The organism is Paenibacillus sp. WG02, from assembly GCF_055396115.1.
Genome location: NZ_AP036016.1, coordinates 1,567,595 through 1,589,079 on the forward strand (window position 1 = coordinate 1,567,595; position 21,485 = coordinate 1,589,079).

The 21,485-nt window shown below is 44.4% G+C and carries 14 protein-coding genes and 1 pseudogene; 13 read left to right on the plus strand and 2 right to left on the minus strand.

Translation table 11 applies throughout. The features are described 5' to 3' along the window. Window positions 1–19 precede the first annotated feature (19 nt). The 9 genes from ACBP55_RS07415 (at window position 20) to ACBP55_RS07455 (ending at window position 16,311) form a co-directional block, all read left to right on the plus strand. Entirely contained in the window at window positions 20–877 is an 858-nt protein-coding gene (locus ACBP55_RS07415) for a carbohydrate ABC transporter permease (protein ID WP_464650720.1), read from the plus strand. Between the two features lie 14 nt (window positions 878–891). Then, the gene (locus ACBP55_RS07420) at window positions 892–2,061 is read left to right on the plus strand and encodes an efflux RND transporter periplasmic adaptor subunit (RefSeq protein WP_464650721.1); all 1,170 of its coding nucleotides are present in this window, start codon (window positions 892–894) and stop codon (window positions 2,059–2,061) included. A gap of 14 nt (window positions 2,062–2,075) precedes the next feature. After that, window positions 2,076–3,413 carry an ABC transporter substrate-binding protein gene (locus tag ACBP55_RS07425; protein WP_464650722.1) on the plus strand — a complete coding sequence of 446 codons (1,338 nt, stop codon included), beginning with the start codon at window positions 2,076–2,078 and terminating at the stop codon, window positions 3,411–3,413. A gap of 441 nt (window positions 3,414–3,854) precedes the next feature. After that, window positions 3,855–4,412 (plus strand): hypothetical protein, encoded by a 558-nt coding sequence (locus ACBP55_RS07430; RefSeq protein ID WP_464650723.1) that lies wholly within the window; start codon window positions 3,855–3,857, stop codon window positions 4,410–4,412. A gap of 134 nt (window positions 4,413–4,546) precedes the next feature. Then, on the plus strand, window positions 4,547–6,085 hold the full coding sequence (locus ACBP55_RS07435) for a helix-turn-helix domain-containing protein (protein ID WP_464650724.1): 1,539 nt from the start codon (window positions 4,547–4,549) through the stop codon (window positions 6,083–6,085). Between the two features lie 370 nt (window positions 6,086–6,455). Next, a complete protein-coding gene (locus ACBP55_RS07440; protein ID WP_464650725.1) occupies window positions 6,456–7,358 on the plus strand; it encodes an ABC transporter permease in 903 nt (300 codons plus the stop codon). 13 nt (window positions 7,359–7,371) lie between these two features. Continuing rightward, window positions 7,372–8,247, plus strand: a complete 876-nt coding sequence (locus ACBP55_RS07445; protein ID WP_464650726.1) for a carbohydrate ABC transporter permease — start codon at window positions 7,372–7,374, stop codon at window positions 8,245–8,247. Window positions 8,248–8,374: 127 nt separating this feature from the next. After that, a complete protein-coding gene (locus tag ACBP55_RS07450; protein WP_464650727.1) occupies window positions 8,375–10,048 on the plus strand; it encodes a type 2 periplasmic-binding domain-containing protein in 1,674 nt (557 codons plus the stop codon). Between the two features lie 152 nt (window positions 10,049–10,200). Then, entirely contained in the window at window positions 10,201–16,311 is a 6,111-nt protein-coding gene (locus ACBP55_RS07455) for an OmpL47-type beta-barrel domain-containing protein (protein WP_464650728.1), read from the plus strand. 477 nt (window positions 16,312–16,788) lie between these two features. Here ACBP55_RS07455 and ACBP55_RS07460 read toward each other — a convergent pair whose 3' ends face one another. Further along, window positions 16,789–17,673 (minus strand): helix-turn-helix domain-containing protein, encoded by an 885-nt coding sequence (locus tag ACBP55_RS07460; RefSeq protein ID WP_464650729.1) that lies wholly within the window; start codon window positions 17,671–17,673, stop codon window positions 16,789–16,791. A gap of 24 nt (window positions 17,674–17,697) precedes the next feature. After that, entirely contained in the window at window positions 17,698–18,489 is a 792-nt protein-coding gene (locus ACBP55_RS07465; protein ID WP_464650730.1) for a helix-turn-helix domain-containing protein, read from the minus strand. Between the two features lie 169 nt (window positions 18,490–18,658). Here ACBP55_RS07465 and ACBP55_RS07470 point away from each other — a divergent pair, with 169 nt between their 5' ends. From ACBP55_RS07470 to ACBP55_RS07485, 4 genes and pseudogenes are all read left to right on the plus strand, one after another. Beyond that, a complete protein-coding gene (locus ACBP55_RS07470) occupies window positions 18,659–20,101 on the plus strand; it encodes an L-fucose/L-arabinose isomerase family protein (protein WP_464650731.1) in 1,443 nt (480 codons plus the stop codon). Next, window positions 20,098–20,256, plus strand: a complete 159-nt coding sequence (locus ACBP55_RS07475; RefSeq protein ID WP_464650732.1) for a hypothetical protein — start codon at window positions 20,098–20,100, stop codon at window positions 20,254–20,256. The genes ACBP55_RS07470 and ACBP55_RS07475 overlap by 4 nt, the downstream gene beginning before the upstream one ends. Window positions 20,257–20,261: 5 nt before the next feature. Continuing rightward, window positions 20,262–20,387, plus strand: a pseudogene (locus ACBP55_RS07480) (carbohydrate ABC transporter permease); the annotation flags it as partial. Further along, on the plus strand, window positions 20,384–21,481 hold the full coding sequence (locus tag ACBP55_RS07485; RefSeq protein ID WP_464650733.1) for an SGNH/GDSL hydrolase family protein: 1,098 nt from the start codon (window positions 20,384–20,386) through the stop codon (window positions 21,479–21,481). The pseudogene ACBP55_RS07480 and the gene ACBP55_RS07485, both read left to right, overlap by 4 nt. Window positions 21,482–21,485 lie beyond the last annotated feature (4 nt).

The following is a 21,485-nucleotide window of genomic DNA, read 5'->3' on the forward strand; positions in this document are numbered from 1 at the left end:
GGTCAGGGGGGTGAAATCCATGAGGAAAAAAATCGTGATGCCTTTGCTTCGTACCGTCATATTGACCACGATTGCTTTGCTGATGCTTGTTCCGGTTATTTTGACGACGATAAGCTCTTTTATGACAGAGAAAGAAATCATTTCAAATTATGGCATGCTGGGAAAAAGTAATGTCAGTGATTTTGTTAATATGAAATGGATTCCTGATTGGGTCTCCTTTGGGCAATATTTCAAGGTGCTCATAGCTACACCTCAGTTTTTACAAATGTTTTGGAATTCTGTGTTCATGGTATTCCCGATCATTATCGGGCAAGTGATGGTCGCGTCTTTGGCTGCATTTGCGTTTGCGAAATTACGCTTTCCAGCAAGAGAACCTCTTTTTCTTCTTTATCTGGTTACGATGATGATGCCGTTTCAAGTCACGTTGGTGCCCAATTATATGATGTCGGACTGGTTAGGCCTGCTGAATACCCCGAAGTCGATCATTTTGCCCGGCGTGTTCGCTGCTTTTGGTGTGTTTTTACTTCGGCAGTTTATGTTGCAAATACCCACTGGATATTTAGAAGCGGCGAAAATGGACGGGGCGGGCTATGTAAGAACCTTTTTAACGATTGTCATGCCGATGGTAAAACCTGGGGTCGCCGCGCTAGTTGTCCTGCTGTTTGCTGATTACTGGAATATGGTAGAGCAGCCGCTAGTTTTTTTACAGGATGCTTGGCTGCAGCCGCTGTCTGTCTATTTGTCACGTATTCAGCAAGAAACGTTCGGTGTATCGTTTGCCGCGTCGGTCATTTATATGATGCCAATGCTTCTGCTGTTTTTATGTGCTGAAAAATATTTTATTGAAGGAATCGAGCTCTCTGGTATTAAAGGATAGAAGGAGATTGAGGGATGCAAATGCATGTTGGACGACAAAAACTAGTAAGTGTTGCATTGATTTTGTTTTTTATCCTACTGGCAGGCCTGACTTTTTTCAGTAATACGTTTCAGGCGCTTACGCTTCCTAAAGTGTCCGCTGAGAAAGCTTCGGACAAGAAGCTGTCCCATGTAATCCGCGGCAGCGGTGTAATCACCCCTCAGAATAAGGTGGAGCTGGTTAATGACAGCGGATGGAAAATCGTCAACATACATGTCAAACAAAACGATGAAGTCAAGAAGGGGCAGGATCTAGTTACCTTTGACGCAACGACGACGGAGGATCAACTATTAGATGAAGAAGCTCGATTGATCAAAATGGAATTAAACAATGAAATGCTGCAAGAGCAGTTTGTCAAAGCTCAGCAGGATGGTGATGAAGATGCGGTCCGAAAAGCAAAGCGCGATTTAAAGCTGGATCAGCTGGATAGAGAGGTTCAGCAGCGAAAAATGAAGAGCCTGCGCAAGGAGTTATCGGAGAAGAAGACATTGAAGGCTCCATTTGATGGTAAGGTAGCCAATGTTAAGGTTTCTCAGGGCGGTAATGTTTCTCAGGGTCAGCCACTACTAACGCTTGTGGACACGAGTAAAAACTCCGTGTTTTCCTTTACGGCCGGCGCTGCTGCGGCAGCGAAACTGCAGGTTGGTGAAGCCGTTACGCCTGTTGTCATGAAAGATGGAAAGTCGATGAACATGTCTGGCAAAGTGACGGAGATTAAGGATGCACCGCAATCTTCCGGAGGTGGCGGGGGTGGAACACAATCTTCCGATGGAGGTGTTGGAGGGGACAAAAATGGATCTGGAAACGAACCAACACCGCAAAAAACGATTGTGATTACCGTATCTGGCGAAGGACTTCAAGATGGTGAACAAGTGAGCGTTCAGATTGAAAAGAAATTGGATCAGCAAGGTCTGGTTATCCCTAAGAAACTGATAAAGAAAGATTCATCAGGAAGCTACTTACTGGTCATCAGAGAGAAAAAGAGTCCGTTAGGCAATACATTGTACGCTCAGAAAGCATCCATCACAACAGGAGAATCTACCGACGATGATATTATTGTTTTAACAGGCATTACTGCGCAAGATGAGATCATTACGGAAACAAGCGAGCCGTTAAAGGACGGAAATCGCGTACGAACAAACTGAGAGGAATGATTAGATTGAAAAAAACAAAATGGATGGTGCCACTGCTTTCTTCCCTTTTATTATTTAGCGCATGTTCCAACAGCGACACAGATACAGCGTCAAATAACAAATCGGCAGATGGCAAAACAAAGGTCGTCATTGCTGTGGGAAGTTCCAACCCCTTCCTAGAGAAAGCGACTGAAAAGTTCGAATCCGCTCATCCAGATATCGACATTGAGATCAAAGAATATATGGCGATGCCTAAAACGGAAGGTGGAATGGGGCAAGCAGCTTCTGCAGCAGACATGGAAAAGTTTATTCAAACTGTGACTACACAGATCATGGCGGGCAAAGGCTCGGATTTAATTCTTACGTCGGACCTGCCCGAGAATAAACTTGCCGAGAAAAACCTGTTAGTTGATTACCGTGGCCTAATGGAGAAGGATAATTCTTTTGACAAAAGCAAATATTTTGATAACATTCTCAAGTCATCCGAGATCGGTGGCGGCTTGTATGCCATGCCGTTCTCATTCGTTCCAGATGTGATTACTGGAAAAACAGATATGCTGAAGAAGGCGAATGTCAACGTAGAAGACAAAACATGGACTTGGGATCAATTCAAAGAAATTGCCAAGAAAGTAAAGAGTCAGAATGGGGAAGATTTTGTAGCGTTCGTCAATATGTTCCCTGTCCAATTGATGGCGGAATATGTTGAGGATAATTATTCGAAGTTAGTTGAAAAAGGTAAGGCAAACTTTGACTCGGACGATTTTAGAATCATGATGAAGCAAGTGAAATCTATGTATGACGAAGGTGTCTTGAAAGCTGAATTTACGTATGATTATGATAAAGGGTTGTTTTCCAAGTTTAGCATGGTCAATCCAACCGAATCTTTAGTAAATATTCTTAAGCCAGGTTTTGAGGTATATCAAAAACCGACTGTTAAGGGCGGAGCACAAGCGGGTGCGTACCAAACTTACTTCAAGCTGGGTATGAATAGCAAGTCTTCTGTTCAAAAAGAGGCATGGGAATTCGTTAAGTTTTTGCTATCCGATGAGATCCAATCTTTGCCTGAGATGCAAGGAATCCCATTGAATAAAAACGTGGTGGAAAAGCAGCTGCAGAAGGCGGAAGAGGCGATCAAGGAGGGGACACTGCAGGTTCCACACGGAAAGCCGGATGCCAAGGTTGTGGAAGCGCGAGTTCAGACGATGAAAAGTATTTTGGAACATGCAGGTTTAAAGAGGACAAGCGATTTCAAAGTAACGTCGATTATCTTGGAAGAATTCCAATCCTATATGAGTGGCCAAAAAACGGCAGAGCAAGTTAGCAAGCTGATTCAAAATCGGGTGAATACGTATTTAAACGAGTAAAAAATCAAGACGGGCATCCACGACAACCTCCTTCCCTCTGAGGAGGCTCGGGGGGGTGATTAGTGAGACTACTGTTTGCGCTCCTAGCAGCGTTGCCACCAAACGGCAGGAAGAAGTCGCCTGGCAAGATGAGCTGGTGTTTACATAGCCTTGAAGAGCAAGTTCAAGATCATCCTTTTTTTGATTCATGGTGCGTCTAGCGAAGTTCGCCAGTTTTTCTGGTTCACCATTTGCAATGGCACGCAGCATTTGACATGAGAAGTTTTTTTAACTGTTCCGCATAACCGAACTTTATAACCGTGCTTCTAACTGAACGGAATTATGTCTATCACAGAAACATGTCTATTGTTGAACTAATATCCTGTCGCTATAATTAACCTATAATAAGGTTGTTTTAAAAAATGGGGTGAACCTATTAGGAATCATTGGTTTTCACGGATATTGATTTCTTATGTACCGGTTTTTTTGATTGTTGTTACTTTGCTCATTTTATTTCTTTTTCTGGGAGTGAGTGAGGTTTTAAAGAAGGAAGCCGAGGAAGCTAATCGAATTTATTCCACACAAGTAATGAAGCTTATTGATCAATCACTTTCGGCTGTTGATCAAAGTATTATCAATGAAATTATAGCAAACCACAGCAGTATTCGTGATTTTTTTACACCACAGCAAGAAATTAACCCTTTATTCCAAACCTATGAAGCTTCACTTGAATTGAATAATCTAGTCTTAAAGCATGCCATTATCGATTCGATTTATCTTTACCGTTACTCGGATCAAACCATTTTAAGCAAGAACCGTTTTATTCCGCTCAGCGCATTTGGGGATAAGGAATTTCTGCAAGCCCAACTGACCGGAGATCTGTCGCTTCAATCATGGAGCGGAAGTAGACAATATGTGGAGTTCTCCTCGCAGACGGAGCCGATATCTGTAATAACACTTGTTCGTAGCGTGATTTTATTTTCCGGGAAGAAGGCAAGATTGTCACCAATGTCAAAATAACGGCTTTACAGAAGATACTCCAGGATTTATTTGATTCGGGGATCAGCTACGCGGAGCTTGTGGATGGTGAGGGCAATGTAATTCTGTCAAGAAATGGTTCCGAGTTAGAGCGAGCCAAGCAGAAGCCAACAGAAATGTATTTATCCGATATTCACTCACCGATAACCAAATGGCATCTCCGCAGCGGTGTCGAGGCGGGTAAGGTATATTATTTTATTTCTAATTTTTCTTATATATGGCTTATTATTGGTCTGAGTATAGTTGCACTTGGAGTCATCTGGATTGTTTATATTACCCGTCGCAATTATCGTCCGGTCGAGCTAATGATTAATCAAATTCAGTCGCTCTCCTTCAAAATTAGCCAGAAATTGGCTACGCATACAGGAGGAAATCAGCTTAGTTTTATTGAGAATGCGGTAGAGAATTTAATAGAGGAATCGAATAAATTTCAACAAAGGCATGAAGAGAATATCGTATTCCGCAAGAAAGTATTTTTTCAAGAGGCAATGGAAGGTTCGCGAGAGATCACACCTGAGCAATGGACGGACGAAATGATCAAATTTGACCGTCCTGTGAAGTATAGCAGTTTTGAAGTCGTGTTATATGAAATGGATAAATTTACCGATTTTAAGATGAGCTACAACCAGAAGGATCAATACTTGTTAAAATTTATTCTGTGCAGTGTGATTGCGGAAGTGGCACAAAATAACGGTGTGATCGTTTGGCATGAATGGATGGATCATCATATCGTAGGGGTGCTTTATCAATATCAGGATGAGCAGGGGGAGAATTCCGAGCGGCTTGCAAGTATGCTGGAGGAAGTGCGTGAATGGGTGCAGAGCAACCTGACGTTTACCGTTACGATTGGTGTAGGCAGTTTAATCAAGGAAGCTGCATTGATTTATCGTTCATACGACGACGCAAAGCAAGCGCTGGGCTATAAATCTGGTTTGGGCAGCAATCGAATCATTGCTTACAACGATATCGAAATGTCTCCGAAAGGGGATATGTTCCGCCATCTCCAGCCTATACGGACACTGTCACAGCAATTCCGCTTGGGCAATCCATCGTGGGGGGAGGAGCTTGAGGCATTCTTTGATGAATTGGAGAAAACACTGCTATCCAGAGAAGATGTAGAGAGTATTCTAAATTATCTGATTTATCAAATGAATCGGGAGCTCATGGAGCTTTCGGAGGACTATGGCGAAATATGGCGAAATAAAGGGCTGCAGCCTATCAATGAATTATTGCAGCGGTTTGATACTTTACGGGAATTCCGTGGTAAGGCGAGTCTGATTCTGACTGAAACATCAGAACATCTGGAGCGTATACGTGAAGGCAGGAACAATAGGAGCCTGCTTGCCGAGGTAAGGAGCTATATTGAAGCCAACTATTTTGATCCGGATCTTTCCTTAAATCACTTAAGTGATAAATTCCAAATCAATTCGAAATATGTAAGTCAACTATTTAAAGAAGAATTCGGGGAAAACTTTGTTGATTATTTGGCCTTCGTGAGGATGGAGCATGCCAAACAACTGCTGAGTGATACTTCCATGTCTGTACAGGATATTGCCGGAAAGGTCGGTTATCAGCATAGTGTCTCTTTTAACAGGGTATTCAAGAGACTTACCGGGAAAACGCCAGTAGTATTCCGCAGTGAATCAGTAAAGTGAGATTCTTTCGCTGCTATGTTCATAAAGCCTTCGCGTATGAATCTTTCATATGTTTGAGGCTTTTTTTTGTGGTCAAAATTGAATGCCAAGCCAGATAAAAGAATTGTTTCGAGAACTGGACGGAAATATGACTGCTACTGAATTGTGTCTATTATTGAGCAAGTATCCTCACGCGGCAATTATAGTGAAGGCAAATCGCATATCCCAGCTTATTCAGAAAATTGTTTAACAACAGATTCTTGTCTATTGCAGGCGTAATATGAATATCCCTACACTTAGGTTTATAACAGACACCACAGAAGAATGGAGGGTAAGCATCAAATGGTAACTATCAATAAAAAGAGATTAAGAAAGGAAGGGTAGGCATCAAATGGTAACCATCAAGAAAAAGCGATTGAAAGAAAATTTTCCACTGTTTATCATGTTTACCCCTGTGTTATTGTTTTTTATTATTTTTAAATATATACCTATGCTAGGACTGATTATTGCTTTCAAGGATTACAATCTGTTTCAAGGTTTTCTCGACAGCCCATGGGTAGGACTTAAGCACTTTCATTATATTTTCTCGAATCCCGAAACGGTTCGAATTGTGAAGAACACCTTTGTGTTAAGTTTAACTGGCATTTTATTTGGCTTTCCATTGCCAGTAATATTGGCTATTCTCTTAAACGAAGTACGCAGGATGTGGTTCAAACGCTCGATCCAAACGTTGATTTATTTACCTCATTTTTTTTCATGGGTCATTATCAGCGGGTTTGTTTTCACGATATTTAATCAGGAAACAGGCATTGTTAATCATGTAATTGAACGGATAACCGGAGAGACCTATGCGTTTCTTTATCACAATTTCTCCTGGTGGTCGATATTTATCGGATCGGCGTTATGGAAAGAAACCGGGTTTTCAGCGATCATCTATCTGGCAGCAATAACAAGCATCGATACCAGCTTATATGAAGCGGCCAACCTGGACGGTGCTAATAAATGGAAGCAAATTTGGCATATTACGATTCCTGGACTGGCTTCGACCATGATTCTTATTCTGATTATTTCCTTGGGGCGTGTAATGGAGGTTGGATTTGATCAAGTGTATGTATTGCGAACGCCTGTCGCGACGCTATCGGACGTCATTAGCACTTACATATATCGGATTGGTGTACAGAATTCACAATTCAGTCTGACATCTGCACTGGGCTTATTTGAATCATGTATCGGATTAATTCTGGTGCTGACTGTCAATCAAATCGCAAAACGTTATAACCAGAGCTTATGGTAGGAGGGACTCCAGAATGAAAACCAGCAAGGGAGAACGCGTTTTTTTCGCCGTTAATTACGTTTTTTTGGCTTTATTCGGGATTAGTGCATTGGTGCCCTTAATCAATATTTTGGCAGTCTCATTGAGCGATAGTTCTGCCATTATTTCGGGAAAGGTGTCGATTTGGCCGATCGGTTGGAACATCGAAGCCTATAGGCAGCTTATCGAAGGAACAAGAATTATTCACGCTTTGAAAAATAGTATCATCATAACAGTGGTTGGTGTTGCCCTGAGTATGTTATTTACAATATTGGCTGCCTATCCATTGTCTAGAAATACATTGTATGGCAGACGTTTCTTTACATTGGCGATTGTGTTCACGATGTTATTCGGCGGTGGATTGATCCCAAGCTTTCTGGTCATCAAAGAATTGGGGTTGATTAACTCTTACGCTGCGATCTGGCTGCCGTCCTTGGTTAGCGCATTCAATATGATGATTATGCGAACATTCTTCCTCAATATTCCTTCTGAACTAGAAGATGCCGCACGAATGGACGGATGCGGAGAATACAGAATGCTGCTGCAAATTTTTCTCCCGCTCTCCTTACCAGTCCTTGCCACGTTAACTTTGTTCTATTCTGTAGGGTATTGGAACCAGTTTCTAACAGTGCTCCTGTACATCAATGATGCTAAGAAATTCAACCTTACTGTACTTGTGCAGAATATGGTGGCAAGTCAACAGTTGCTTCAGCAAATCAATACATTTCAAGCGGAAGACTCGGTTTCTATGACACCAGAAGCGATCAAAGCAGGAGCAGTTGTGATTTTGCTGCTACCCCTAATGATCGCGTATCCATTCTTGCAGAAATATTTTGTCAAAGGTGCCTTAGTTGGTGCAGTTAAGGGATAGAGGCTGTTATGGATTGCTAAGGTGGTGATGTCAATCGATTAGCGTATAAGGAGAGAAGTAGGAGTATGAATGGGCAAGGGTATCAATGCTCGGAGAAATGAAAGAAATATAATCAGGAGGGTTAAATATGAAGGGGATAAAAGCAGGATATCGTACAAAAATAAGGATCGTTTTGGCATCGGCATTGGTAATATTGATGATGAACGGTTGCTCCAATAGTAAGGATAACACAGTAAGTGATACAGCTTCTCCAGACGCGACTAAACCGGCGACAATGAAGCCTAAGTCGAAAATATCGGTTTCCGTCTATGACCGGGGGACTGTACCAGCTGCCGAAGGTACCATAGACAACAACCGCTGGAGCAAATGGATCAATGCCAATGGACCGGCAAATGTAGAGTTTGTCCCGATTCCACGCTGGGAATCGTTGGCGAAGCTGAATACTTTGTTTGCCTCGGGATCGGCTCCTGATTTAATCTTTGAATTTGATGCAAAAATTAAAAATCAGTTTCTTGCGCAAAAGCAGTTTATGCCAATAGATGATATGGTCAGCAAAAGTGTGGAATACAAAAAATTTCTTGAGCAGAATCCAGGCGTCAAGAAATTGGCTATGAATGAAGATGGCAAGATGTATTATTTTGGCCGTGTGGTTGGTTCTACGCTGAATGTGGGACTGGTGATTAGGGAGGATTGGTTGGAAAATCTGGGTTTGAAGTCTCCGACAACCCCTGAAGAGCTATTGGCTGTTGCCAAGGCGTTTACTGAACGGGATCCGGACGGCAACGGGAAGAAGGATACATTCGGTTACCAGCTAAGCTTCATCGGCGGGGGAGTAATCGATCGTATGTACAATAGTGGTGAAATCCCAGACGGTATGATCCTAAATAATGGAGAGCTTGTTCGGCAGTGGGATAATTCCAAAGCTGCTCTGCAATTGAAGAAGCAGCTGTTCGATGCAGGAACGGTAGATAAAGACTTCTTGACAGATAAAGGGGAAAAGGCGCTTCAGGATTTTGTCAACGGCAAGCTTGGTATTTACGGTGCTAATAATATCAACGCAATCAGTGTGGGATACAAAAATTTCGAAACGTTACGTAAAAATAATCCAAATGCCAAAATTAAATTTATTCCATTTCCAACGACAGCATACGGTTCATACAGCTGGGGTTGGGAACCGATTCAGATGGTAGCGGCGGTGAATGCGAAAGCCAAGAATCCTCAGGCTGTTATGGACCATATGGACTTTCTTACCAAGGATTCGACGCAATTGTCTTTGACATATGGTATCGAAAATGAACATTGGAAGATGGGAGAGGATGGTTGTCCGAAGCAGATTGATCCGGCCAAATCAAAAGTTGAGGTGGACTATAACGGAGATTTCCGAATTCATGCCAACATAGGGATAGGTTTGCTTGCCAAATGCGCGCAACCGGAAAAAGTATACGATGCGAAAATTCCGCTGCAGAAGGAATATCTGGATCTACTGCTTCAGCAAGCGAAGCCTGCTTATTTAAATCCAGAGCGTCCTTTCAACGGATTCACGGCTATGGGTTATAATCCGGCCCTTCCACAAGATTTATCGGCTTTTTCGGCTACATTAACGCAATCGATCAACGATATTTTCAACAAAGCAATTGTAAGCGGTGCTTCTTATTCTGTGGATCAGGCGATAAACGATGCTAAAACGGCCTGGAGCAAAGGCGGCGGCGACAAAATCGAGGCATGGTACAAAGACTGGTACGCCAAGAATAAAGATAAAATTTACACAACAGCAGAAATATACAAGCAGTATGTAAAGTAGGCTTATACGACAGCTGATTAACCAAAACGCTGCTTTAGGACAATGGGAGAGCTATCGTTCTGTGTCGGAAAAGCAGCGTCTTGCGGTTTGGCTGAAACAAAGGCGATGATAAAGCATAAAGCGGATTTCAATAATGAAAGGGGGAGATTTGTATGGGAAATAAGATCAGCATGTCAGGGATTCTTATGGCTCTATGTATCTTGTCTATTTGGATGGTAAGTCAATGGGGAGCTTCTACCGCTCATGCAGAAATGGTAGCTTCGCCCAAAGCGGAGTACCTATTGGATGAGGATTTTTCTGTCATGACTACTGCCTATGATCCCAATGATGTCGTGGCTAGTGGATGGGATACAAGAAAAGCGGGAGGGGCGATTTCCTACGGCTATAACAGCTGGTTTAAAATTAGCGATACCAGTAATGTGCTTCCCGTATCCATGACTAAAAAAATTCGTCCGCAGCATTCTGGCAAGCTCACCTTGGAATACAGATTTAGAATGCCTGCTATTGTAAATGGAGTAAAGTGGCAGCTTCGCAGTGGAGAAGTGGCAGGGGTTAGCCTTGAGGTAAAGAATGGCAAGCTGAGTCTGGCAACAGGGGAGACCTGGTATGACCTCCAGACGCTTACCGCCGATGTGGAATATGGGGTTAAAGTGATTGCTGACCTCGAAGCCAACAACGTGCAGGTTTATGTCAACGGCCTGTTAAAGGCAACGGAAAAAGGCTTTACCCATCGTGTAGAGTCGATTGACAACTTTCTTGTGATTACAGGCGATGTGACTACGGGCGAAATGTATTTTTCACCGGTCAAGATTCATAAAGGCTATGTCATGAATGAAAGGTTCCTTTCTACCGTGGAAGGACCGCTGCCACAGGACTGGAGCACACAGCCTAATGGTGGTGCGATTGCCGTTGAAAAAATGAATAATTCAAAAGCCCCGGATGTGTTTAGCTTAAAAATGGATGCAGCCAACGCGAAAGGAGCTATGCATATAGGGCGATCTGTTCCTTCCCAAGACGGGCGCCTGGTTATGGAGTACAAGGTTTTGATGCCAACGAAATTGGATGGCTTCTCCATGGAACTAAAAGGTGGAGAATCAACAGCCTTCCAATGGCTGACACAAGACGGAAAATTCTCCTATAAAAACGCTGCTGGCCAATATATAAATTTTTATGATTATATACCCAATCTCTGGTACCATGTAAAGCTTAAAATGAATACGGTTACAAATAAAGCAGATCTTTATTTGAACGGCAAGCTGAAGGTAGAACAATTGGATGTACTGGCGAGCAGCGTTGATCTTGTCAGCTTTGCCATTGCCGCCTCCAATCACGGAAGTATGTCCTTGGATGATATTCTTTTGTACCAAGAGGCTGAGGAGCCTGCGGATTATGTGCCTGCCCCTGTGCCGGCGGCCAAGGAAGGGGATGCCTTAGTTGGTGCCCAGGCCTGCTCCTTGTGGAGAGAAGGGCAGCATTTGGGATGGGACCGGATCCAGCCTTACCCAGAAAGAGTCCCGGTGCTTGGCTTTTATGACGAAGGAAACCCGGAGGTAGCGGACTGGGAAACGAAGTGGATGGTAGAGCATGGAGTCGACTTCCAGATGTATTGCTGGTACAGGCCAACGGGATCGGAAGGAAAGCCGATTAAGGACCCACGTCTGGGAGCGGCGCTTCATGATGGCTACTTTAATGGTAAATATAGTAACCAGACGAATTTTATGATCATGTGGGAGGCTGCTGCCTCCAAGGTAAGCGGAAGCGACGATTTCAGGAATAACCTGGTGCCCTACTGGATGGAATATTATTTCAAAGACCCGAGATATCTGGTCGTCGACAACAAGCCGGTTATTAGTATATATGGCTATACCCCTTTGAAAAATAGTCTGGGCGGCACGGCAGAGTCACTTAAGGTGGAAATGGACTATTTAAGGCAAGCCTGCAAAGACGCTGGCTTTGATGATGTGATTATTCTGATATCCAGTTCAGGTGCGGATTCTGCCATGATGAGCGATATGCAGAATGCGGGTATGGATGCTGTGTTTGCCTACTCCTGGGGCGCGCTTGCCGGGAGAGAAGCCCTCCAGAAGTCTAAGCTGGAGCAGCAAAGGGATGTAGGGATAATGGATGTGATCCCCGTTATCAGCATGGGCAGGGATGATACCGCTTGGGGCGGAGCGCAGGGTTATTATGCAACACCCCAGGAATTTCAATCAACGGCACAATGGGTAAAAGACAGCTTTATACCCTCTTTACCGGAAGAAAGCCCGGGCCGCAAAATCATATTGCTCGATAATTGGAATGAATACGGGGAGGGCCACTTTATTCTGCCAGCCGGGTTAAACGGATTTGGATATCTGGATGCAATCCGGGAAGTATTTACAGCGGGAGGTACGCACACGAATGTTGTGCCTACACCCGAGCAAAAGGATAGAGTCCGGGTCTTATACCCGGAAGGCAGAACCGTCCTCCCTTCCAAAGCGGTTGAACCTCCGCCTCTAACTAATAATGGCAGTATCCAGTACAGCAAATTATGGGATTTCAATACGGCTGGAGACAGCGAGGGCTGGACGATAGCTAAACAGGTCAACCCTGTGAGCATTGCAGGAGGTTATTATTCAGGTACATCAACGGGTAATGATCCAGGCATATTTTCACCAGGTTCTCTGGGGATTTCTGCGGAAGAGAATCCCTACCTGCATATCCGTATGAAAAACAGTACTGCTGATATGGCAGGCAAGGTTTATTTTATCACCGAAAAGGATCAAGTCTGGAAAGAAGCCATGGCCGTCGACTTTTACGTCAATAATTATGACAGCAACTATTCGGACTACTATGTACCGATGTGGAGCCTTGGTAACTGGACGGGAACTATAAAGCAGATCCGTGTTGACCCGATTACAACCACAGGTGATTTCAGTATTGACCGGATTGGCCTAGTGGCGGTTCCCATAGAGGGCATAAAGATGATGCTTGAAGGAAAGCCGGCAACAACTTTAACACCTTTGGAAATCGTCGATGGCAGCGTTAGGGTGCCTCTGGTTGAGATTCTTAAGAAAATGAACATACCTTATGAATGGGATCATGAAGGCTCTCTCCTCGCTGTAAAGGATAACAGTGTCATTCGGGTCGTAGACGGACAAAGATCAGCCTATAAAGGAAATACGCCCGTATACCTGGAGCATGTGCCTGTATGGACGGGAAGTGATTTGCTGGTTTCAAACGATGCGTTAGACGCATTGTTCGGCTTTCATTCGGTGTGGAAAGCACAGGAAGAAACTTTGTATATTTTCAGCTCTCTGCCCAAAATTCTGGGTGATAATATGTTAGTTGATCCAGGGATGGAAATGAGCAAACTGCCCTATACCGGATCAAGGATCAGTACGGAATTAAGCACATCAGAATATCATTCCGGTCATCAGTCGGTCAAAATCACCAAAGAATATCCGTATGCAAAAATCTATTTTCCCGGCGTGGAAAACGGGAAGGAATATTACTATTCCGCATGGGGGAAGCTGGCGCCAGGCTCAACTCTTGGAGAGAAGCTTCGTATATGTTTGCAGTACCAATTAGATGGTGTTTCCAAGCAGGTAGTTATGATAATAGGACCTGCGATGGATGCTACCAATTGGAAGCAGGTACAGGGCTATTTTAAGCTGAATGAAGTCGGTGTTGTTTCCAATTTGATGATGTATTTGTATACGGATTCTCCTGCGTTAGCCGATGCCTATTATCTGGATGACGTAGAAATCCGGCCTGTGACCTATTCCAATGACCCCATCCCAGCTCGTGTATCTGGCGTCGGCCTGAACCATACAACTATGGAGATCGGTGTAGGCAAGGTAAGGCGGTTGATGGCCACCATAGAGCCTCAAAATGCGGTAGAAAGGGCAGTCACATGGAGCTCAGACAACCTGCTGGTAGCTATTGTGGATGTGAATGGAGCCGTCTATGGAAAAAAAGAGGGAACGGCTACTATCACGGTTACGACAGTGGATGGCGGCAAAACGGCTTCATCTGAGGTTACAGTCACAGAAGGGTATGTGGAAACCGTTACCTTGACAGTAAAGACTGATGGAACCGGCGATTTCATCTCTCCTAAGCTGGCTAACGATAGCATTCAGGATAGCAGTCCCGAAAAGCATTATATCATTCTGATCTATCCAGGTGTATATACGGAGAAAAACTGGGTGGTTAAGCCTTATACGACCCTTCGGGGAACTGACCGGGAAACGGTCATCCTAAAAGGAGAGAATAGTCCATCAGCCACTAACCTTGAGATCACCGACCAATCAACCATATGGCTGAAGGGCACGGCCAATCTGGAGAACCTCACGATTACCGCCAGAAATATGAGGTATCCGGTTCACAGTGAGGACAGCGGCAATAATAAGGATGCGGTTCATATCGTGAAAAATTCCCATATTGAGCATTATGGTAATCTCGAAGCTATTAATTATCGCAATAGCTGGGTGGCGGCTCATCCTGGTGTTACTCCACCGGCAGATTTGGACCCGACCAAGGTATGGGGCGGGAAGCGGGGAGGGATCGCAAGCACTTGGGGTTATGGTTCCGCGAGCGGTGTAAGGGAGACTTTTTATGATAGTTCTTTTGTTTCGAAATCTGTCGGTTGGTATGTGCATAATCGCGAGGATTTCACCAAACCCCAAATCAATGTGATCAATAACAGTCAAATCGTTTCCACGGAGACCTTGCAGCCTATTCTTATCCAATCCTTGGGCAGTGGAACGAACGATGAGGTCATCTTCAATAACACTGAAATTATAGGGACTTATATGGTTCAGAATGATTCGCCTTGGATTACGCAGAAACCGGAGAACCAATATGCGAACCATGCGGATTATAACGTTACCTTTACGAACAGCACACCGATCGGTTACGAGGATGGCCATAGGGGAAGGGCGCTGGCACTGTTCAGCAGCTCCACAGGCAGCCAATCCTCTGTAAGGGTTAGCGGAGATGCCGTGCTGGATATTCTGGGGACGTATGAAACCCGGGACGGAGGCGGTGGCCTGGAGGGCTATCTATACGGATACTGGGATATATCGGGTATCAAGGTGGGCTTGAGTTCCAACATTGACGTCAATAATACGTTAGGAAGAAGGCTTGGGGACCGTACCATCCATAATAAAACACTTCAAGTGATCTTTGAAGATGGAACAACCAAAACGATCATTTTTAATGAAAATTATACCAATCAGCCCAATAGCTATATATTGGCAAAAATAAACGGGGTTTTGGGCGCTTCAGGCAGAGTGGCAGAGTATAACGTCACAGGTGATGAATACTATCCGCAGATGCTAGATAAGCAATTAACTTTACAAAATAATACCCAAGTTGGCATTCCTCGATTTGCCGCTGTACGTTTTGATACCGACCATACCACGCTGCGGCTCATGAGCGCTGCTGATGCTCCTGAAAGCTTTGTAGGCATCACGCTAGAGCGGATTATACCAGGGAAGTCGGGAAGAGTATTGACGGAAGGGATTATGAAAAAAAGTCAATTGAATGGATTTACAGGAAGCATAATGAAGGGAACCCAGATTTCCATTGGAGCCCAGGCTGGGAGTTTAATGGAAAGCTCCAGCCAACCTGCCTTACTGGAGGGGATCCAGACGGATTGGGCTTATTTTAAGGGGGATAAGATAGCTCCTATAAGCAGCGCCTCAGTAAGTCCGGGTATTCCAAACGGCAGCAACGGATGGTATACATCGGATGTAACAGTAAGCATAGCCGTGTATGACCAATTATCCGGTGTGGCAAAAACAGAATATCAAGTAAATAACGGGGATTGGATAACCTATACCGGTTCCATTCCTGCCTTTGTTGAAGGGAATTATAAGGTCGGTTATCGCAGCATAGATCAAGCAGGCAATGTAGAACAGGTCAAAACCATAGAGTTTAAGATTGACCAAACAGCACCTCTACTAACTGTTCAGTTAGATAAAACGTCCATATGGCCGCCGAATCATGAAATGGTGACGGTTCAAGCTGCGGTGTACGCGAGTGATGCCGTATCAGGCGTTGCTTCTGTTGTGTTAACCTCCATTATATGTAATGAACCGGATAGTGGTCAGGGTGACATTGAGGCTAATATAGGCACACCTGCTACTTCATTTCAATTACGGGCGGAAAGATTAGGTAATGGGACGGGGCGAATATACACGATTACGTATACGATAATCGACCATGCAGGTAATCAATCAACATCGATAAGCACAGTTCGCGTACCACATAACGAATAATAACCCAATTATTGGTAATTATTTTCAAATTGGTTAATATTCTTAAATAATGAAATATTAAAAAGCTTAGAGCTCAATTGGTCAATAAAAGACCAGTCGAGCTTTTTTTTCATTCTTTCCCTAAGAATAAGTATATATCGGACATAAAGGCATTAATTGAAGCTCAATAAAGTAGGAATTATTGGTTCGGGAGAAGTAGCGCAAATCATTCATTTGCCGATTCTGGAATCCCTACCGGAGTTCAAACATGTCTGTCGCGTTCAGATATAATTGTTGAACGCGATATTTCTCCCCCATCTTCGCAAGAAGCTTTGGGGAAATATCACAAAAAGCAACCATCTCAGATGATGATTGAAGCTATGAAGCAATAATCGATGACAATACGATAATGTAATAAACGGCAGGGGATTATCTTCCCCTGCCGGCGTGACAGCCGTCCCCTCCTACTCATCGCCGCATTCGTGCACCACTACTACCTTACTCTTCAGTGTTCCGATAATGCTGAGGAGCGACACCTGAGATCTTTTTAAACATCCGACTGAAGTAAAAAGGATCTGGGTATCCGACTTCCTCAGCAATTTCCTTAACGCTTTTAGCCGTATTTCGCAGCAAGTGCTTGGCATGTTGGGTTTTGAGCTGGTGGACGTAGTGATGGATGTTCGTTCCAGTATATTTTTTAAACACCTGACAAAGGTATTCGTATTTACGCTCCAGCACGCGCTCCAACGTTTCCTTGGAAATGTCCGTCTCGTAAAAATTGTTCAAATGGTTGACCAGCTTGCGGAATGTCAGGTAAGAAGTGGGGAAGGCCGTGTCCAAATGGCTCATCTCCAAAAAACTACTCACCATGAGCCGAAGAATTTCACCAAGTAAAAGGGTAGCATGGAAACGAAAATAACCCTTCGGTTGTTTCATTGTCTCGACTAGCTCTTCAAACAACCCAAGAAGCTGGTAACGCTGCAAGGAACGAAACTGACGAGGCAGAACAAGCAAATCCTCGTGAAGGATTTCAGTGGTTCTTAGTTCCGTACGTTCGGCATGGACAATATTAAGCTCGGATGCGCGATCCAGCACGAATTCATTGAGGCCGGGTTCACATGAAAATTGCACCCAAAAAAATTGACCCTGTCGTTCATGAGAGTTCCAACCGGAGTGCGACTCCCAAGGCATCAAAAGCAACGACTCCCCCGCTTGTAGAGTCATGCGAGCTTCGTTAGTCTGCAAATGAACCGTACCATCGGCAACGACGATTAGCTCGTAATAGGGATTATGATGCCGACTGAAGAAGGAACTGTTATTCGCATCGAAAAGATCCGCCCATTTGACATCGAGCTTGGACAATCGAGAAAGAGCGTAGTACATGGCATGCCAACCTCCAATGTTTTTCTAAGACTTCCATATTTTCACCTTTTCCTTCATGTAGGTCGAGGGCAGGGTGCCGGTACATTTTTTAAACACTTTGTTAAAATACGACTGCTCGCAAAATCCGAGAAAATCGGAGATTTCTCCTACATTCATCTGTGAGTTGGTCAACAGGTCGCAGGCAGCGGCAATGCGGATTTGCTGGATGTAGTCCGTGACGGATTGTCCGGTAACCTGTTTGAAAATGGTGCTGACATAGTTAGGGGTTCGCTCCACGTGTTCAGCTAATTCGGTTACGGAAATAGTGCGGTGATAATGATTGAGAATATAGGCTTGAAGCAGCATAACAATACTATAGGATTTGCCCTGCAGCGATTGAGAATCGATTTCCTCATTGATGATTGCAAGCATTTCAAGCAGGATGCTGTGGCAGATAGTGTCTGAATAGGTGGATTTGCGCAGCCAATGCTGGGTCAGCAGTGAAAATCTTTGCTTCATATAGTCAAAGTTAAAAGGTCTGGTTAAACAACGATTAGGAGAGATAAGCATGGGAAGTCCATCCCCGTCACCTCGATAATGAAAGTGAGCGACATACATGTCATGTGCTTCTTTGGTCGTATTCAACGCACTGCGCCAGACCCCTTGGGGAATAAAAATAAGATCGCCTTTCTGCAAAGAAAAGGGTTGGTCTTCAACCGTATAGAGAATAGTTCCACTTGTTATGAGAATTAAAATATGATTGTTTGTTTTACTTTTTGGTACGTGCCAATTGTTTGGCTCACAATGCTCGAAATAAATAGCAACCGGTTCGATCATAGAAGGCTCCTTTCGGCAAATTCGCCCGTCTCTATCGTAGGGATAATCATCCTCTTATTGTAACTGAAATCGTAGAATAATTGAAATAATTATTGTATTGTTCATTGTTTCAATAGATTGATTTTACTAAGCTTAAAGGGTAAACCTACCAGGGAGGAAGATGAGTGAAATGAGTACTTTATTCAAAAAAGCAAAAGCGCGTGTCGGCGTGATGACGGTTGGTCACGAGCCTTATTGGGCACAATTTCCGGGGCTTAAAGAAGAATTGGAAGGCTACGGCCGTGAATTTGAGGAAATGCTTCGCAAGCATGACGTTGAGGTGATCTCGGCAGGCTTTGTCGATAGTGTAGATAAATCTTTTGCCGCCTCCTCGTATCTGAAAAGCCAAGATGTTGATTTCCTATTTTGCTTCCTTAGCACGTATGTGACATCATCGACAGCTGCGACCCCTATCCTAAACTTGTCCGTTCCGACAGTTCTTGTTGCTCTGCAGCCCAGGAAGCGTCTAGACTATCGCAATACGACGACTTATATGCAGTTAGCCAACGATAATATTTGTTCACTTCCTGAAATAGGCGGCGTGCTTGTTCGTGCAGGAAGGCCTGCAGCAGGCATGATCGTAGGGACGCTCTATGATGATGATCGCGCGATGAAGGAATTACAAGGATGGTGCCAAGTCGCCAATGCCCGCAGAGCGTTCAAATACGCTAAAATCGGCTATATGGGGCATACCTACGAAGGCATGTACGATATGAACTCGGACCCGACGGCTTTTACGGCTTCCTTTGGCTCCCATGTGCAAATGCTGGAGATGTGCGATTTAGCCAAGCTGGTAAATGGGGTAACTGCTAAGGAAACAGCTGCCAAACTAGATGAAATTAAAAGCGTTTTCAAAATTTCTGATCCTTTTATTGACCCGATTACGAGACCGATCAAGCAGGAAGATCTCGAATGGTCAGCTAAAGTGGCAGTCGGACTGGATAAGCTGATTTTGGAATTTGGGTTAACAGGCTTGGCCTATTATTACCGGGGGCTCGACAATAATGAGTATGAACGAATTGGCTCGAATATGGTGCTCGGCAACTCGCTGTTGACGGGTAAAGGTGTTCCGCTTGCTGGAGAAGCCGATTTGAAAACGTGCGCAGCGATGTTGATCATGGATCGTCTCGATGCAGGAGGTTCGTTCGCGGAGCTGCATCCGTGCGACTTCGTCGATGATATCGTGCTAGTCGGACATGACGGGCCGCATAACATCAAGATTAGCGACGGGCAGCCGGTCATTCGTGGATTGGATCTTTTTCATGGCAAAAGCGGATCCGGAATCGGTGTCGAATTCAGCATCAAATCAGGCCCCGTTACTTTGCTCGGTATTTCACAAACGGCTGAAGGTAAATTCAAAATGATCGCCACGGAAGGCGAATCCATCAAAGGGGAGATACCGCAGACCGGAAACACGAATACACGCTGTAAATTTGATTATAGCGTTGCAGAATTCGTAGAAAGATGGTGTTCGGCAGGTCCTACGCATCACTTTGCGCTTGGTGTGGGGCATGTGAGTTCGAAGATCCGTAATGTCGCCAAAGTATTAGGTATTGAGGTGGAAATCGTATGAGTATGCCTATACCCGTTAATCCAAGACGTACTTTGCAAAGAGTTACATTGGAAATGAGCTTAAAGCCATTCAAAAGTATGGCGCCTGAAGCCATCGAAGCCGTGTGTGCGGAAGCGATCCGGCAGTGGCGAAGAGCACGACGGATCTGGAGCTGATTAATCTGGTTTCGGATCGAACGGCCAGAGCGGCGCAAATTTTTCTCGGCGCATTACCAATTCTGCTGTTGTATCCATTCTTGCAGCGTTATTTCACCAAAGGAATTGTGATGGGAAGTGTGAAGGGATGAGTAAAGAGGCGAGCAATTTAGACTCAGCCTTGAGGATCGATGACAATCAGGATGCAGCTTGGAATTGGTACTCACCTCTGGTGGAGCCCTTTCGGGTTACGGGACTGCCTTGGCTGAAACAAGATGGTGTCTATCGCAGGTTGCCATTAAAGCCGTCGTATCCAATCCGATCTGAAGTGGACCGACTTGCGAATTTTACAGCGGGTGTTCAAATCCACTTCCAGACGGATTCCCCGAAACTATCTGTACGAGTTGTTTTGGCCGACAAAGCGAATATGTATCAAATGCCGGCTACGGGGCAATGCGGTGTAGATTGTTATATTGGTTCTCACGGAAAGCAGCAATATGTAAACGTTACTCGTTTCGATCCTGCGCTTTCGGAATATGAAGCCATTCTTTTTGAATCGTTTGGAGATCAAATGAAAGAGATAACATTGAATCTCCCCTTGTATCAGGGGGTGAAGGAGATGTGGGCCGGGATTGAGCCATCCGCTTCGGTTGCTCAATCTCCAGACTTCGTTTCCGACAAACGAGTGCTTATCTATGGTACGTCTATCACGCATGGAGCTTGCGCGTCTCGTCCGGGAATGTCTTATCCGAACATCTTGAGCCGGATGTTTCCGCTTGAGTTTGTGAACCTCGGATTCTCGGGGAATGCGCAAGGAGAACCAGAATTAGCTCAAATGATCAGCGAAATCTCCGCCCCTGCGTTGCTTGTACTAGATTATGAGGGGAATACGCCTAGCACGGAACGTCTTAGAGAGACACTTCCTGAGTTTATTCGAATTTTTCGGTCCCGATATGCCGAAGTACCCATACTGGTTCTTTCACAAATTCGGCTTGCGAAGGAGGCTTTCGACGTCCACATGTTTCGACAACGGGAGGAGCGAAAGCAATTCCAGCAGGAAACGGTAGAACGATTGAGGCAAAGCGGAGATCCTCACATTCATTTTTTTAATGGAGAAGAGCTGCTCGGATTAGAATACGGGGAATGCACGGTAGATGGCATTCATCCGTCGGATTTGGGTTATAAGAGAATGAGCGAAGCGCTAAAGCCATTGCTGGAAAATCTTTTGCGTCCTTACCTCAATTGAGTTT